Annotated in this window: 14 protein-coding genes; 2 read left to right on the top strand and 12 right to left on the bottom strand. The window is 34.9% G+C overall.

What is annotated here, in order from left to right:
* Positions 1-183: 183 nt before the first annotated feature.
* Positions 184-735, top strand: coding sequence for a hypothetical protein (locus CVD18_RS00525; RefSeq protein WP_103863493.1), 552 nt, complete (start codon positions 184-186; stop codon positions 733-735).
* Positions 736-896: 161 nt separating this feature from the next.
* Positions 897-1,403 (top strand): hypothetical protein, encoded by a 507-nt coding sequence (locus CVD18_RS00520; RefSeq protein WP_103863492.1) that lies wholly within the window; start codon positions 897-899, stop codon positions 1,401-1,403.
* A 121-nt stretch (positions 1,404-1,524) separates the two neighbouring features.
* Here CVD18_RS00520 and CVD18_RS00515 read toward each other — a convergent pair whose 3' ends face one another.
* From CVD18_RS00515 to CVD18_RS00460, 12 genes are all read right to left on the bottom strand, one after another.
* Positions 1,525-4,059 carry a leucine-rich repeat domain-containing protein gene (locus CVD18_RS00515; protein ID WP_103863491.1) on the bottom strand — a complete coding sequence of 845 codons (2,535 nt, stop codon included), beginning with the start codon at positions 4,057-4,059 and terminating at the stop codon, positions 1,525-1,527.
* A 364-nt stretch (positions 4,060-4,423) separates the two neighbouring features.
* On the bottom strand, positions 4,424-6,487 hold the full coding sequence (locus CVD18_RS00510; protein WP_103863490.1) for a thiamine pyrophosphate-dependent enzyme: 2,064 nt from the start codon (positions 6,485-6,487) through the stop codon (positions 4,424-4,426).
* Positions 6,488-6,555: 68 nt separating this feature from the next.
* Positions 6,556-7,629 (bottom strand): branched-chain amino acid aminotransferase, encoded by a 1,074-nt coding sequence (locus tag CVD18_RS00505; RefSeq protein WP_103863489.1) that lies wholly within the window; start codon positions 7,627-7,629, stop codon positions 6,556-6,558.
* A gap of 113 nt (positions 7,630-7,742) precedes the next feature.
* On the bottom strand, positions 7,743-9,065 hold the full coding sequence (locus CVD18_RS00500) for a dihydrolipoamide acetyltransferase family protein (RefSeq protein ID WP_103863488.1): 1,323 nt from the start codon (positions 9,063-9,065) through the stop codon (positions 7,743-7,745).
* Between the two features lie 75 nt (positions 9,066-9,140).
* Positions 9,141-9,737, bottom strand: a complete 597-nt coding sequence (locus CVD18_RS00495) for a transferase hexapeptide repeat family protein (RefSeq protein ID WP_103863487.1) — start codon at positions 9,735-9,737, stop codon at positions 9,141-9,143.
* A gap of 96 nt (positions 9,738-9,833) precedes the next feature.
* Entirely contained in the window at positions 9,834-10,202 is a 369-nt protein-coding gene (locus CVD18_RS00490; RefSeq protein ID WP_233194441.1) for a four helix bundle protein, read from the bottom strand.
* Positions 10,203-10,393: 191 nt separating this feature from the next.
* Positions 10,394-11,146, bottom strand: a complete 753-nt coding sequence (locus tag CVD18_RS00485) for an enoyl-CoA hydratase/isomerase family protein (protein ID WP_103863496.1) — start codon at positions 11,144-11,146, stop codon at positions 10,394-10,396.
* 61 nt (positions 11,147-11,207) lie between these two features.
* Entirely contained in the window at positions 11,208-11,501 is a 294-nt protein-coding gene (locus CVD18_RS00480) for a GIY-YIG nuclease family protein (RefSeq protein ID WP_103863486.1), read from the bottom strand.
* Between the two features lie 57 nt (positions 11,502-11,558).
* Positions 11,559-14,066, bottom strand: coding sequence for a phenylacetic acid degradation bifunctional protein PaaZ (paaZ, locus tag CVD18_RS00475; protein WP_103863485.1), 2,508 nt, complete (start codon positions 14,064-14,066; stop codon positions 11,559-11,561).
* Positions 14,067-14,180: 114 nt separating this feature from the next.
* Positions 14,181-15,392, bottom strand: a complete 1,212-nt coding sequence (locus CVD18_RS00470) for a 3-oxoadipyl-CoA thiolase (protein WP_103863484.1) — start codon at positions 15,390-15,392, stop codon at positions 14,181-14,183.
* Positions 15,393-15,483: 91 nt separating this feature from the next.
* Positions 15,484-15,909: a PaaI family thioesterase gene (locus CVD18_RS00465; RefSeq protein WP_103863483.1), complete on the bottom strand. Its 426-nt coding sequence runs from the start codon at positions 15,907-15,909 to the stop codon at positions 15,484-15,486.
* Between the two features lie 49 nt (positions 15,910-15,958).
* Entirely contained in the window at positions 15,959-17,128 is a 1,170-nt protein-coding gene (locus CVD18_RS00460) for a 3-hydroxyacyl-CoA dehydrogenase NAD-binding domain-containing protein (RefSeq protein WP_103863482.1), read from the bottom strand.
* Between the last annotated feature and the right edge of the window lie 74 nt (positions 17,129-17,202).

Raw genomic sequence — 17,202 nt, 5'->3', positions numbered from 1 at the left:
TCATAGCATACAAAAATTAGAAGAATTACTACCTGGATATCAAGAAAATTCTATATTGTAGTTGCTCGGATGCATACGACCAACCAGCAGCTAAAGTATTAAAGAGAGAAGTAATAAGAGATAGTCACACAGGGTCTTTTTATAGAACAATATCACCTACGTCTACAAAAAAATAAGTAAAAAATGATTGATAAAATTATTGAACTACCAATGTTTTTGGAAAAAAACATTATCGAAGGTCTTTTTACTGGTGTTATACTAATCATCTTTGTAAGACTTTTTTTTAAGGAAAAAATAGAAACTATAATTACATTGGAAATTATACGTTGGACTATAATAACTTATTGTTTAATTACTTTAATCACTTGGTTACTGATATTAATGTTTCCAATCTCTAAAAATTATGTCTTTCTAGATAGAATAACTGGTTTATATGCTTGGTTATATTGGCTATTTTTTTTACTAAACACAGTAATTCCGTTAATACTGTTAAATAGAAAGGTTGGAAAGAAAATTTATATAGTGTTTTTACTGACTTTACTTATGAATATTGGTTGGGCTTTTGAATCTTTTTTGATATTAAAATCAAGTTCTTATATGAATTATATTGAAAACAACTATATCGGTTTCTTTTTTAACGGTAGGCAAATCCCAATTTTAATAAAAGGATTCTTTGTTGGGTTGATTTCCCTAGTTATTGGAAACGGAATCAGAAAATGGAAACATCTGAAATAGAAAATGTAAAAATATTACCTATGAATATAAACATTGCCTAGTCGAGTAGGAAAAGGGGAATTTCACCCCTAAACCTCTCTCAGAACCGTACGTGAACCTCTCAATTCATACGGCTCTTATTATGTAGCCAATCGTTACGTTAATTGATAACCTAACTCCCAATGAGACAACAAGTAGTAATGCCCTCTGCTGAAGAAGAAGTTATTGTTGGAAATTTAATCAATTTCAAATTAGGATATTTAAAGAACTACCTACAACTAGTCAATAAAAGCCTAAAAAACAAAAAGTCTATTGATATTTATTATGACTATGTTTTTCCTGAGCTAAAAAACTTAAAAGATCATACTTTATATATAGATTCCAACCTATTATATGGATATAATGCCCTTTTTGGATTAGAAAAAAAGAATCCTGAATTGGAAAAATTAATGAAAGACTATCCTTTTAAGTATGAAATACTTGAATACAGTACCCTCGAAGAAAAAATCCTTAACCAAAAAGAAGATTTCTATTACCTAATGTGGAATCAGGTAAACTATAATAAAATAATAAACATTGTAAATGGCAAAAGTGGAAATGTAATTTATCAAGAACATACCAAGATGTCATTTAATATAAAACCAAAAGATTTTAAAAAAATTAGTTCTAAAATAAATAAATTGAATTAATCCCCTTAAGAAACATTAGGACTCAACACTATATAAATATAAAACCGAAAAATAGTAACTACTGATTACTCAATTCTAACTATTAAATCCCCAACCTCTTGTTTATCATTTACAAATAATACTATTTACAACCCCCAGAATCTAAACCATTCATATGAATGTTATTTATAAATTTGCATAAAGAGGGAGATAAAGCTTCAAATCGATTACCTTCTAAAGATACACCTGAAAGCCAAGAAAGATTACTAAAACTATCAGGCAAACTCTTTAACTGATTATACCCCACATCCAAATATTCAAGTGAAGTAAGATTGCCAAAATTTTCTGGTAAACTAGATAATTGATTTCTGGCCAAACCTACCTTTTCAAGCGAAGAAAGGTCGCAAAAATTACTAGGTATATTTGTTAATGAATTCCCTTCTAAATTCAAAGAGGAAAGGGAAGAAAGCTTACCAAAACTATCGGGTAAACGACTCAGTTGGTTATCTTTCAAATAAAAAGTCTCAAGTGCAGAAAGGTTACCTATGCTTTCAGGTAAACTCTTTAACTTATTTACCATTATATTAAAATAAGTAAGAGAACTAAGATTTCCTATACTGTTTGGTAAACTGCTTAATGGGTTTAGTTCTACACGAAAAGAAGCAAGCGAAGAAAGATTGCCAAAACTGCTAGGTAAACTGCTTAATTGGTTTGACGCTAAATCTAATTTTTTGAGTGTAGAAAGATCTCCAAAACTATCTGGTAAGCCCTTTAATTGATTACCTCTCAACACTAAATGAGTAAGTGCAGAAAGATTGCCAAAACTAGCTGAAAGATTAGTTAGTTTATTGTCTCGTAAATTTAATTCTTGAAGTGTAGAAAGGTTACCAAAACTGTCTGGTAGACTAATGATATCATTCTTTCCTATACTTAAACCTGTAAGTGAAGAAAGATTGCCAAAACTATCTGGGAGATTTGTTAATTGATTATTATATAAATTGAGTTCTATAAGCTTAGAAAGGTGACCAAAATTCTCTGGTAAATTTGCTATTGAATTATCTTCTAGATTTAAAGAAATAAGCAAAGAAAGGTGACCAAAATTCTCTGGCATCCCTTCTAACCTATTATCTTTTAAGTCCAAATAAGTAAGTGAAGAAAGATTGCCAAAATTTTCTGGTAAACTCGTTAATTGATTATACTTTAAATACAATTCTTCAAGAGATAAAAGATTACCAAAACTATCTGGCAAACTACTTAATTGATTGCTTGGATTACTTTTTAACATAGTACCCTCTATAAACAAAACCTTAAGTGAAGAAAGATTACCAAAACTATCAGGTAAATCTGTTAATTGATTTTTGTTCATATCCAATTTCGTAAGAGCAGAAAGGTGACCAAAACTATCTGGTAAAGTCCTTAGTTTATTGCTATACAATTCTAAAACCTCAAGTGTCGTAAGGTTGCCAAAATTACTTGGTAAACTCGTCAACTGATTCTCATACAAATGCAAAATCCTAAGTGCAGAAAGATTGCCAAAACTACTTGGCAAATTCTTTAATTGGTTTTCTCGCAATGTCAAATCACTAAGCTTCTTTAAGTTTCCAAAACTGTCTGGCAAACCCGTTAATTGATTTTCTCCTAAAAATAAAGCTGAAAGTAAAGAAAGGTTGCCAAAATTTTCTGGTAAACTCGTTAATTGATTCTTTCCTAAATTCAACCATTCGAGTAACCCTAAACTTCCAAAACTGGCTGGTAAACTAGTTAATTGATTACTATTTAAATCCAAAGCTGTAAGTGACGAAAGGTTACCAAAACTATAAGAAAGACTTGTTAATTGATTATTTTTCAAACGTAAAGTTGTAAGTGCAGAAAGATGACCAAAACTGTCTGGCAAACTCTTTAATTTGTTATTTTCTAAACTCAAATCAACAAGCTTAGAAAGTTTACCAAAACTGTCTGGTAAATTAATTATTTTATTATATTCTAAGTCCAACCACTCAAGTAATAGTAAGTTACCAAAATTTTCAGACAAACTTACTAACCTATTACCGTTTATATACAACTTTGTAAGAGCCGAAAGATCACCAAAATTTTCTGGCAAACTCTTTAATTCATTACTACTTAACTCTAAAGTTTCAAGCGAAGAAAGATGACCAAAATTGTTTGGTAACCCCTTTAATCTATTTTTTGTTAATTCCAAACTTGTAAGCGCAGAAAGATTGCCAAAACTGCTGGGTAAACTGCTTAATTGATTTGACACTAAATCTAACTTTTTAAGTGCAGAGAGATCACCAAAACTATCAGGTAAACTCTTTAATTCATTACCTCTCAACACTAAACTGGTAAGCGAAGAAAGATTGCCAAAACTAGCTGGAAGTCTTATTAATAGATTATTATATAAATTCAGCTTTATAAGTGCAGAAAGGTTGCCAAAACTATCAGGTAAACTCGTTATTTTTTCACTTCTTATTTCTAAATGTGTTACTCTTCCATTCTCTATACGTACACCTTTCCAATCTTCTATATTTTTTGTAGAAATATCCCAATCCAGTGTATTGTTTGGATTAGACTTATACAGATCAATTAATACTGATCGATCATCTTGCGCTGTGCCAGTATTATAAAAAAATAATAGCATCACAAATAGCATCATGGATGTAAAATATACGTTACTCATCGTATTAAATTATATTTATTTTTCAGTATAAGGATTGCCAAGATGGTATAGAAATACCTGAAGTTTGTGTGTGTGTACTGCAAAACTAAGCCTTTTTTGATAAGGTTCAAATTATTTATCCCTAAGTTATATATTAGGTTTTATCAATTCAAAATAACCTTTTCATAATCAAATTCTTACTCCTCACACAACTGTTTTTTTCTACAAAAAATAAAAGGTGAGTATAGAACAAATCCGTAATGAAAAAACATTCAAAATATCGAATAACTAATATTGAATAAGAGGTTTTCTCAATACTTATTCTTCATAAAAAAGCCCCGATAATACTAATCAGGGCTATATAAATGCGGTGTACTTTAGTACACTAATACTTCAGTAGTTCTTCTATTTTTTGCTTTACTTTTTCTGTAGAAGGAATCATGGTTTGCTCCAACGTACTGTTTAAAGGAATGGCTGGCATGTTCTCAGAACCTATCGTCATTACAGGAGCATCAAGTGATCTAAAACATTCTTCCTGAATTTTACCTGATAATGCTCTTGCAAAAGAATTATTAGTAGGCTCTTCTGTAACGACAAGACACTTCTTGGTTTTCTTTACCGATTCCATAATTGTTTCCTCATCTAGAGGATACAATGTTCTTAAATCAATAATCTCTACCGTTTCTTTTATATCCTTTGTCGCATTAAGCGCCCAATGAACTCCCATACCATAGGTTACTATAGTCATAGTTTCTTTTTCATCTTGTGGCCAGATGCGTTGTACCACATTCGCTTTACCAAAAGGCAATACATAATCCTCTGATGGCTCTATCGTTCTGGCAGCATCTGTTCCTTTTACTTTGGACCAATACAAACCTTTATGCTCTAAAATCACTACAGGATTTGGGTCGTGATATGCCGCTTTCATTAATCCTTTTAGGTCTGCTCCATTACTTGGATATGCAATCTTGATTCCACGAATATTGGTAACTACAGATTCTACAGATGATGAGTGATACGGCCCACCACTACCATACGCTCCAATAGGAACTCTCAGTATCATCGATACAGGCCATTTTCCATTAGATAAATAACACGATCTACTTACCTCAGTAAATAACTGGTTAAGTCCTGGCCAGATATAATCCGCAAACTGCACCTCTACAATAGGTTTTAACCCTACGGCAGACATTCCTACTGTTGATCCTACAATAAAAGCTTCTTGAATAGGAGTATTAAATACACGCTCATCTCCAAATTTCTGAGCCAATGTAGCGGCTTCTCTAAATACGCCACCTAGTCTTCCTCCTACATCCTGACCGTATAACAAGCACTCTTTGTTTTCTTTCATCAATTCTTCTACCGCAAACAGGGCACAATCTACCATCACCACTTCTTCTTTATCAGCGGGAGATCGCTCTCCTTTTTCTTCTGTAATTGGAGTAGGTGCAAAATCATGAGTAAACAGATCTTCTGGTGTTGGATCTTCAGCTTTCATAGCCTCTTCCAAATCTTTGGCTACAACCGCTTTTGTTTCAGCTTCAATAGCTTGTATCTCTTTTTCTGTAAAACCATTCTCTAGCAATTGCTTTTTCAATACTGGGTATGGGTCACGAGAGCGAGCTTCTTCCAAATCATCACGATACCACTCCATTCTCACACCAGAGGTATGATGGTTTAGTAAAGGTACTTTGGCATGTACCAGCATCGGGCGTCTTTCTTCTCTAATAGTTTTTATAACTTCTTGCAATGCCAGGTAACTTTCTGTAAAATTTGCACCATCTATAGAGATTGCATCCAACCCATTAAACCCTTGTGCATACTCATATGCATTTTGCGCTCTGGTTTCTGCTGCATTTGCAGAGATATCCCATCCATTATCCTGTACCAGATATAAAATAGGTAACTGCTTTAATGCTGCCATTTGGAAAGCTTCTGCAATCTCACCTTCTGTAACAGAAGCATCTCCTAGTGAACATACTACCAGAGGCTTGTCCTGTAATGTTTTATCATCCAGATCAACCAATTCTTTGTACTGTATTCCCATAGCAACGCCCGTAGAAGGTATTGCTTGCATTCCTGTTGCAGAGGATTGATGTGGAATTTTTGGTTTATCATCATCTCTCAAACTTGGATGCGAATAATAGGTTCTTCCACCAGAAAAAGGATCCTCCTTTTTTGCCAGTAACTGCAACATCAAATCATACGGACGCATACCAATTCCTAATAACATCGCATCGTCACGATAATAAGGAAAAGCATAATCCTGAGGCAATAAATGCATTGCTGTAGCAATCTGAATGGCTTCATGCCCTCTAGATGTAGCATGCACATATTTTGAAACTATTTTAAAGTTCTCTTCATACAATTCTGCCATCGATTTGGCAGTACAAAGCGTTGTAAATGCTTTTTGTAATACTTCTTTTGCTATCGTCTTTTCAGCTACCATTTTTACTGTAGTTTTTGATATATGAATTCAAGTGTATTCCAGAATGACTATACTAGATCTTGATTCGTTTATTTTACTTTTTCTTCAACAGCCACTGGTACAATCCACCCGTGTGTATCTTCTCTTTTCTGTGCCTTGATTTCGTCTAGTGTATTTTTCATATCCAGACTTACAGGGTTTGCTTCTGGCAATGTGACTACCTCATCATTATACCCAATCGCTTCTACCATAGCAATGGCAACAGCCGTACCAGTACCAAAAGCTTCTTCAAGCTTTCCTTCTTTTGAGTATTGTATTACTTCATCTATCGTTATAGGGCGTTCTTCAACTTCAAACCCTTTATCTTTTAATAAGGTAATAGCACTGTCTCTAGTAATTCCTTTTAAGATAGAGCCACTTGTATTGGGAGTAATAAACTTACCATCAATCTTAAAAAAGATATTCATCGTTCCTACCTCCTGAATATACTTATGCTCGTTGGCATCTAACCATAATACTTGATCGTATCCTTTGGCTTTGGCTTTTTCTGTTGGCAAGATCGCTGCTGCATAGTTTCCTGCTGCTTTTGCTTCTCCAGTACCTCCATCTGCCGCTCTTATATATTCAGTCTCAGCATATAGACGTATCTTTTTGGTAAAGAAAGGTCCTGCAGGAGAACAGATTACAATAAATTTATAGCTTGTGGCTGCTCGCATACCAATAAAAGGTTCGTCTGCATACATAAATGGACGCAGGTATAAAGCACTTCCTTCTTGCGGAGGTATCCATCCTTTTTCTACTCCTACAATTTGTTTTACAGCTTCTACAAAAAGATCTTCAGGTACAGCTGGCATTCCCATTCTGGCAGCACTGTGATTAAGTCGTTTTGCATTTTCTTCTGGTCTAAATAATAATGGAGTATTATTCTCTCCTACGGTTGCCTTCATTCCTTCAAAAATTGCCTGTCCATAATGCAATGCCATCGCAGCAGGGTGGGTAGGGATTAATTCCAAAGGTTCTATTCTTGGATTTAGCCATACACCATCTTCATATTCACAGATAAACATGTGATCGGTAAAAGTTTTTCCTAAAGGGATATTATCAAAATCAATATCCGCTAATTTTGAATGTGAAGTCTTTGTAATTTTAATGTGTTGCTCCATTAGTACTGTTTTGGGCGCATCCCATTGGGATCGGGCTATTCGCTATATCTTTTGCATTAGGTATCCCTAACACAAAAGGATGCCGCTACTATCCCTTGCGCAATTGTTTGTAATTATATTTCTCTACTGCTATCAAAAGCTTCTAGTTCATCTCCTACTTTGCGTAAAAATGACCCTCCTAAAAATCCATCTACTACCCTGTGATCAAAAGAAAGCGATAAGTACATCATACTTCGTATCGCAATCTCATCTCCTTTTTCTGTAGTAATCACCTCTGGTCTTTTCTTAATTATACCGAGTGCCAAAATCGCTACTTCGGGTTGATTAATGATGGGTGTGCCCATCAAGCTACCAAAAGTTCCTACATTAGAAATAGTAAAGGTGCTTCCTTGTATTTCATCGGGTTTCAGTTTATTATTTCTTGCACTATTTGCCAGATGATTTACACGTTTTGCTAATCCCAATAAGTTTTTCTCATTGGCATTTTTTACTACAGGAACAATTAAGTTTCCGCTAGGTAGTGCGGTTGCCATACCTACATTAATATCATCATGTACTATAATCTTTTTGCCATCTACAGATACATTGATCATAGGATACTCCTGAATTGCCTTGGCTACTGCCTCTACAAAAATTGGAGTATAGGTAAGTTTCTCTCCATACTTTTCCTGAAACGCTACTTTTACCTCATTCCTCCAATTCACAATATTGGTTACATCTACTTCTATATAGCTAGTTACATGAGGAGATGTATGCTTAGAATACACCATATGATCTGCAATCATTTTGCGCATACGATCCATCTCTACAATACGATCTTTTCCTTCTACAAATGAGATAGGAGGAGCATTGTATGTTGACTTGGGTGCTTGTGCTTGTGCCTGTGATTGTGGCCTGCTTGGCAAAGGATGTTTTCTGTTTTTTAGATACTGTACTACATCACTTTTACGAATACGCCCTTCTGCTCCTGTACCTACAATACTTTGTAGTTCTTCTACACTCAGGTTCTCTTTTTGGGCAATACTAATGACCAAAGGAGATAAAAACCCATCGTTTACTTCTGAATTTGAAAGCTGTAGGTTGGGAACATTATTTTTTGCTGATGTTACAACAGCAGGCTTCTCTATTTTTGATGAACCTTCTACTGGTTCACTTTTAGTCTCTTGTTGTTTTTGATCAGATGATACTGCACTTGCACCTGCATTGATTATTGCAATTACCTGTCCTATCTCTACTACTTCATTAGGCTGATATCGTATTTCTGCAATTACACCATTACAAGGAGAAGGCACTTCTGAATCTACTTTGTCTGTAGCCACTTCCAAAATCGTTTCATCCTCTTCTACAGTGTCGCCAACATTCTTCAACCAGTTAAGAATGGTAGCTTCTGATATACTTTCGCCCATTTTGGGCATTTTTAATTCTACTGTTGCCATTTTGGTTAACTAATGTTTGTTAGTTTAAATATACTTCTTTTTTATTTTACCTCTTTTGTACACCATCTCGTGAATTTACTTTTGTTTAAATTCTTCTAGTGTTTTATAAAATGCTTCTTGTGTTTCTCTGTTTTCAGGAACTTCTCTTAGCGGTTCTACTTCTTTTAATGATTCATAGCAATCTGTGGGTAGTTGCTGGTATAGTTTTGTTCCTTTAGTTTTCCATGCGATCATTTCATCACTTACCGCTTTGATTACTTTTGCAGGGTTGCCTACAATCAGACTTCGTTTTTCAAATACCGTTTTTGCTTTTACAAATGACATTGCTCCTACGATACATTCGTCTCCGATTTCTGCATCATCCATAATAACTGTATTCATACCAATCAGACAATTACGTCCAAGATTAGCTCCGTGGATTACAGCGCCATGCCCCACATGTGCACTTTCTTTGAGTACAATTGATTTACCTGGAAACATATGTACGGTACAGTTTTCCTGCACATTCACTCCATCTTCCAAAATAATTTCTCCCCAGTCTCCACGTATCGCTGCTCCTGGTCCTATATAACAATTTTTGCCAATAATCACATTACCAGTTACTGCGGCTAATGGATGTACGAAACTGCTTTGGTGTACTACGGGTATATATCCTTTGAAAGAGTAAATCATTGTTAAATATTAAATTATAAATGTAAAATGTAAAATGTAAAACACTAAAGTAGTATTCGTCTTCTTTCTTATTCATCATTTTTCGGTTTTACATTATTAGACCCTATTTGATGTCTTAATGCTAGTTGTAAAAATAGCTACAAGCTCTTTACATTCTTGTTTAATTATATTAAACTTACCATAATCATTAATCAATTGTGCTTCATTCAAAATTTGCAAATTAATCTGTGACTCCCTTAGCTCTTTAAGACATATCTTCATTTTATGAATAAAATCTTTTTTCGATTCTGCACTTTGTGCTTCTCCATAATTTAAGGCAGAAGAAGTAGCAGATCGAATCAATTGTTTAGCTAAATGCTCCGAAGCATATCCTTTGCTTAAACCATTCACACTAAGAATAATATTTGCCGAAAATTTCACAAGTCGTTCTTGTAAATCAAACTTTTGAATTAACTTTTCTTTCAAAATTTCAAGTTTTACATATTAAATGCTAAATCTAAAAAAATCAAAACAATTAATAGAACTAAAACTCTACATCTTAATATTTTACTCTATTTCAAATATCAAATACAAAAACTAAAGTCTTATTCATCTTCTTTCATTTTTATATACTTTATTATTTAAAATTTTACATTTTGCGGTTTTTAATTTCTTAGTTACTTAAACCTCTTCAATGTTTCTTTGGTGAAATCACTTAGCACCAGTCTACCACTGATTACAGCTCTATCTGCCAATAAGGTGTCCCAATCTTCTGTTCCTTTCCAAAAGGCTTGTTTCATCTCTTTCATTGCTTCAGGATTATACGTACATAAGTGTTCTGCAAAAGCCTTTACTTCTGCATCTAGCGTTTCTACATCTTCATAAACTTTGGTAAACAATCCTTTATCTCTTGCCCATTCTGCATCATAAAACGAATTGGCATCAATAGCTATCTGTGTCATTGCAGATAATCCTATTTTACGTTCTACAGCAGGCCCTACTACAAATGGCCCTATCCCTACGTTAAGTTCACTTAGTTTTATCGATGCATACTTTGTAGCCATACAGTAATCTGTTGCAGAAGCTAATCCTACGCCTCCTCCAACAGTTTTACCTTGTACTCGCCCAATAATAAACTTCGGACATTTACGCATTGCATTGATCACATTGGCAAAGCCAGAGAAAAACACTTTTCCTGTTTCTGCATCATTGATATTGATCAGTTCTTTAAAACTTGCTCCTGCACAAAAAGTTCTGTCTCGTCCACTTTTTAATACAATTACCTTGATAGCATCATTGGTACCAGCATCAGTAATTGTTTGTGCTAATTTTGCCAAAATATCTCCTGGCAAGGAGTTATGCGCAGGATGAAAAAACTCAATGGTTCCTACCTGATTTTCTACTGTTATATTTACGTATGGTTGTGTCATTACTTGCATTCCCGCATAGGCGGAAATCTTATTATTTTAATTCTACATTATTTTTAAATAGCTATTCTCTCAAATTATTACTTAAATCAATCCAATTTAAGTTTCCTTTTTCGATCACTTTTATTTTCCATTCCCGATTCCATTTTTTCATTCTCTTTTCTCGGGTATATGCTTCATCTTTTGTTTCATAATTCTCAAAATACACCAGTTTATTGAGATTATATCTTGCTGAAAATGTTGTTGGATGCGCTTTATTTTTATGTTGTTGTATCCTTCTTTTCAAATTTTTAGTTACTCCAATATAAAGAACCCCATTAGGTTTATTTGTTATTATATAGACGCTCCAAACTATCATTTAATTATAAAACTCTCATTCTTTCATAGTTTAGATTCCCGTCTCCACGGGAATTTTTCACAGTTTGGGTAATATCCCAAACTGTGAAAAATGATGATTTAAATGTTTTCTTTCTAGTAAATACCATTCATATTTATTCAATTCTCCAAAAACAATATTCTTTAATTTTGCTTCTGGATTTTCTTTGAAATATGTTTTGTATTCTTCTCTTGCTTCGTTCAGTTTTGTGATAGCCGTTTCCAGATCAGCGTGTTTTAATTCTTCTAGCACTCCTTTTTTGAGCAGTGGGAAATCTGTATTCTTAGGAAATGGCTCATAATTATATAAGCTATTACGTACTTTATCCAGAATTTTTTCTGGAGTAGCAATTTCAAAATCCTGATGTTCTCCTGATGCTATTTTATAAGTATATTCCAAATGCTCAATCATATGCTGCGCTGTCATGATACCCCATTCTGGTTTGGTATCTGCTGTTAACTTATACAAACATTCTTCGATTTTTGCTTCAGTCATTTCTACCAGTGTGGTTTGTTTTTTCTGTACCATTGTTAGAATAGTTGCAATTGCTACCAACTCATCTTCTGCATCAAAAACCTCAACAAACCATTTTACAATTCCGCTAGGGTGTTCTGCACTTGCTACATCACGATCTACTTTTTGCTTACAGGTCAATCGTACATATACGGTATCATTGTGATAGATTGGTCGTAAGAATCTACATTCTTCTAATCCATAATTTGCTGCTACTGGCCCTTTATTAGGATATACAAATAATCCCGCTGCGGCTGCCAGAATAAAGTACCCGTGTGCTGTACGTTTTTCAAAAATGCTTCCTTCTAGTGATGTAATATCCGTATGGGCATAGAAATGATCCCAAGTGAGGTTTGCAAAACTGATAATATCTGTATCAGTAACTGTACGTTTATGTGTTTTGATAGACATTCCAGGCTCGATATCCTCCCAGTGATATGAGAATGGGTGGTTTTTTGATTCTTTATATGCGGCGTTTGCCTGATAGATTCCTGTTACCTCTGTAAGTGTGGTTGGAGTTCCTTGTATCGCACAACGTTGCATATAATGTTTTATTCCTCGCATTCCTCCCATTTCTTCACCTCCACCAGCACGTCCTGGTCCTCCGTGAGTGAGTAATGGTAATGGTGAACCATGACCTGTACTTTGTTTTGCGTTTTCTCTATTTCCTACCAAAATACGACCATGATGAGATGCTGCTCCAACAATATAGTCTCTGGCAATGTTATCATCATAGGTAAAGATTGAGGATACTAATGATCCTTTACCCATTTGTGATAATGTAATGGCATCGTCTAGGGTATCGTATGGCATTATTGTAGATACGGGGCCAAATGCTTCGATCTCATGAACCCCATTGTTCTTAAATGGTTGATCTTCTCTAAGCAGTATCGGGCTTACGAAAGCTCCTTTCTGTGCGTCTGCCCCAATGGTTTCTATTCTATCCAAATCACCGTATACTATTTGTGCAGTTTTGGCAATTTGAGTTACATTATTTTTAAAACTTTCTACTTGTTGCTTGCTTGCCAGAGCTCCCATCCGTACTTCTTTGAGTCTTGGGTCTCCTATAGTTACTTTGTCTAATTGTTGCCCTAATGCTATCTGTACATCCTCTACTAATTCTGATGGTACAATTATTCTACGTATCGCAGTACATTTTTGACCAGATTTTACGGTCATTTCTTTTCGTACTTCTTTGATAAACAAATTAAATTCTGGTGTCCCTGGTATTGCATCTTTTGCAAGAATAGAGGCATTTAATGAGTCTGCTTCCATTGTAAAAGGCACAGATTCTTCTATCAGTCTTGGGTGTGATTTTAACAACCTTCCTGTATGTGCTGATCCTGTAAAAGTAACTACATCCTGAGATTCTACTGTATCTAGAATTGTTTTGGTCATACCACTCAGCAACTGTAATGATCCTTCTGGTAGTATTCCAGAATCTATAATAACACGTACTACTGCTTCTGTAAGATATGCTGTTTGTGGTGCAGGCAATACTACCGCAGGCATTCCTGCCATCCAGTTAACTGCACATTTCTCTAGCATCCCCCAGATAGGAAAATTAAAGGCATTGATATGTACTGCTACTCCTTTTTTGGGTACCAAAATGTGATGTGCCATAAATCTACCTCCTTTAGAAAGGTCTATTGGATCCCCTTCTACATGGTAGGACTGATTAGGAAACAATTTACGTAAGGATGCATTGGCAAAAAGGTTACCAAATCCTCCTTCTATATCAATCCAACTATCTACTCTGGTTGCTCCTGAGCGATAACTCAATTCATAAAATTCTTCTTTGCGTTTGGTAAGATATAATGCTAGTTTTTTGAGCATATTACCTCGTTGCTGAAAGGTCATCTTTCTAATTACCTCTCCACCTTTGGTTCTACCGTATTGTAATACTTCTGGTATATCCAATCCTTTAGTAGTAGATTCTCCAATAACTTCTCCTGTTACGGCATCATGCATGATAATACCATCTCCAGAACCCGAAGTCCATTTTCCGTTTATGTAGCTTTCTAGTTTTTTCATACTCTAACCCCTTGATCCTCTATAGAGGAGTGTGCTTGGATATTTTATATTATACTTTCTATTATAACCTCTAGTCTATACTAGAGTAACAAACAATAGTTCTAAAATTACTTACTATATATTCACATTTTCAATTACTGCTGCATATCCTTGCCCTACACCAACACACATCGTGATCAATGCATAACGCTTGTTTTGTTCTTGTAATTCTAAAGCGGCAGAATATGCAATTCTAGCTCCTGTAACTCCCAGTGGGTGTCCTATGGCAATCGATCCCCCGTTAGGGTTTATTCTTGGGTCATTATCTGCCAATCCCCATTCTCTAATACATGCTAATGCTTGTGATGCAAAGGCTTCATTAAGTTCTATCACATCAACATCATCCATTGTAATCCCTGCTTTTTCTAATGCTTTATTAGATGCCTGAACTGGTCCAATCCCCATAATTCTAGGTTCTACTCCTACTACAGCAGAGCTTACTATTCTGGCTAATGGTTTTAGGTTGTATTTTTTAACTGCATCTTCTGAGGCTACAATGGTAGCAGCTGCTCCATCATTTAACCCTGAAGAGTTTCCTGCAGTTACACTCCCATCTTTTTTGAACGCAGGGCGTAATTTTGCTAATATTTCTTTGGTGGTGGTTGGTTTTACAAACTCATCATTAGAGAAAAGGATGGGATCTTTTTTACGCTGTGGAATCTCTACAGTCGTTATTTCTTTTGCTAGTCTCCCTGATTTTTGAGCATTGGTCGCTTTCATTTGGCTCCAATGAGCAAAAGCATCCTGATCTTCTCTAGAGATATTGTATTTCTCTACCAGATTTTCTGCAGTATTCCCCATACCGCCTGTACCGTATAGTTCATCCATTTTTTTGTTTACAAATCTCCATCCAAAACTAGAATCATACATCTTTGAATCATTACCAAAGGCTGATGATGGTTTTGCTATTACATATGGACCCCGCGTCATATTCTCTACTCCTCCAGAGATAAACAAATCTCCGTCTCCTGCTTTGATGGCTCTATTGGCATGGATTATTGCTGATAATCCTGAGCTGCATAAACGATTCACAGTTTCTCCTGGAACTGTATAAGGTAATCCTGCTAATAATGCCGACATTCTTGCTACATTACGATTATCTTCGCCTGCTTGATTAGCACACCCCATAATGACATCATCATAGGCTTCTTTTGGAATATCAGGATTATTTTCTATTAATTTTTCTATTACCAAAGCTCCTAAATCATCAGTACGTACTGCTGATAATGTTCCTTTATAACTCCCTATTGGAGTACGAACTCCGTCTATGATGTATGCGTCTTTCAAAATTTTAAATTTTAGAATGTAAAATCTATAACTCAAAAGCAGTATCTATCCACTTTTTTATTTATCATTTTACATTTAGCGGTTTTACATTTTATTTCTCCCAGTCTTTGCTGGTTCTATACACTACTCCTTTAAAGAGTGCTACTATATCATCTCCTCTTTTTACTTCTACAATATTAAATCCTACTCTGGTTTTAATAATATCTGTAACAGCTTCTGCGGTAATATAATCTCCTTCTTCTAACGCTTCGATATGATTGATCGAAGTTTCTATAGATACTGCATACTTACCGTGTGTATTGGCAGAAAAACCAAAGGCTGTATCTGCCAGGCTGTACGAAATCCCTCCATGTGCTTTGCTCATACTATTGAGCATTTCTTTTCTTATGGTCATTCCTACTTTACATCTTCCCTTTTCTACATCAAGAATTTCAACACCTAGCCATTGACTAAACGGGTCTTGACTGAGCATTTGTTCAGGAATGAGTTTTGAAGGAACAGGTTTGAGGTCTTTCATTTACTTATTTTTATTCTATATTTATTTTTTAATCCTTATTCATCTCCCTTTAAACCAGTGAGAAGAATGTTGAATTTTCTCTTACCATTTTTCTTAATAACGGGCTACATCTATATCGATCTTCTCGATATTCATTATAAAGATTGTCTAATGCATTCACACACCATTCAATTCCTTTTTCGTCTGCCCAGCTCAATAGTCCTTTAGGATAATTTACTCCTTTGGTCATGGCATTATCAATATCTTCTGCAGAGGCTATATTCCAGAACAAGGCATCTGCTGCCTCATTAATCAACATCACCAATACTCTATCAAAAATTGATTGTGCCAATATTTCGTCTTTTACGGGTGCTGGTTTGACTGCATTCTCACTATACTCATAATACCCTTTCCCTGTTTTTCTTCCTAGATATCCAGCTTCAGACAATCTTTTTTGTGTAAAAGATGGTTTATAACGGGGATCGTAATAAAATGCATTGAATACAGTTTCTGTTACTGTGTAATTAATATCATTTCCTATAAAATCCATCAACTCAAAGGGCCCCATTCTAAATCCTCCAAGAGTTTTGAGACTCCAATCTATTGTCGCTATATCTGCCAACCCCTCTTCATAAATCCGTAAGGATTCTCCATAAAAGGGACGTGCTACACGGTTTACTATAAATCCTGGAGTGTCTTTTGCCAAGGCTACTACTTTTTTCCAGTCTTTGATAACCTGTACTATTTTCTCTGTTACTTCTGCCGAGGTTTGTACTGCTGGAATTACTTCTACCAATTTCATTAAAGGAGCTGGGTTAAAGAAATGAATTCCTATACATCGCTCTGGTTTTTGTAAAGAAGAGGCTATAGAGGCTATAGATAAAGAGGAGGTGTTTGATGCTATAATAGCATCTTCAGAAACATATGTTTCTAGTTCTGAAAATACCTTCTTCTTAATTTCGAGGTTTTCAATAATAGCTTCAATAGTAAGATCTGCATCACTAAGTCCTTTTAGAGTATCTACATACGATATATTACCTTGAATACGCGTTTTCTCTGCTTGATCTATTCTTCCTTTTTCTATTAATCGAGAAAGCACTTTTTCTAAAGCTTGCTTACTTTTATCCAAAGCTACTTGCTTGGTGTCATATACTTTTACTTTACACCCTGCTGTGGCAGCAACTTGTGCAATACCACTACCCATGGTTCCTGATCCTATTACTCCAACTTTATAAATCATAAATTTTAAATGTAAAATACAAAATGTCAAAGTTTTTAAAAGAGATTTTATTTAGTCACTTTTACATTTAATAT

The organism is Aquimarina sp. I32.4 (assembly GCF_002924285.1).
Classification (GTDB): domain Bacteria; phylum Bacteroidota; class Bacteroidia; order Flavobacteriales; family Flavobacteriaceae; genus Aquimarina.
This window is presented reverse-complemented; position numbering and strand designations above follow the sequence as displayed.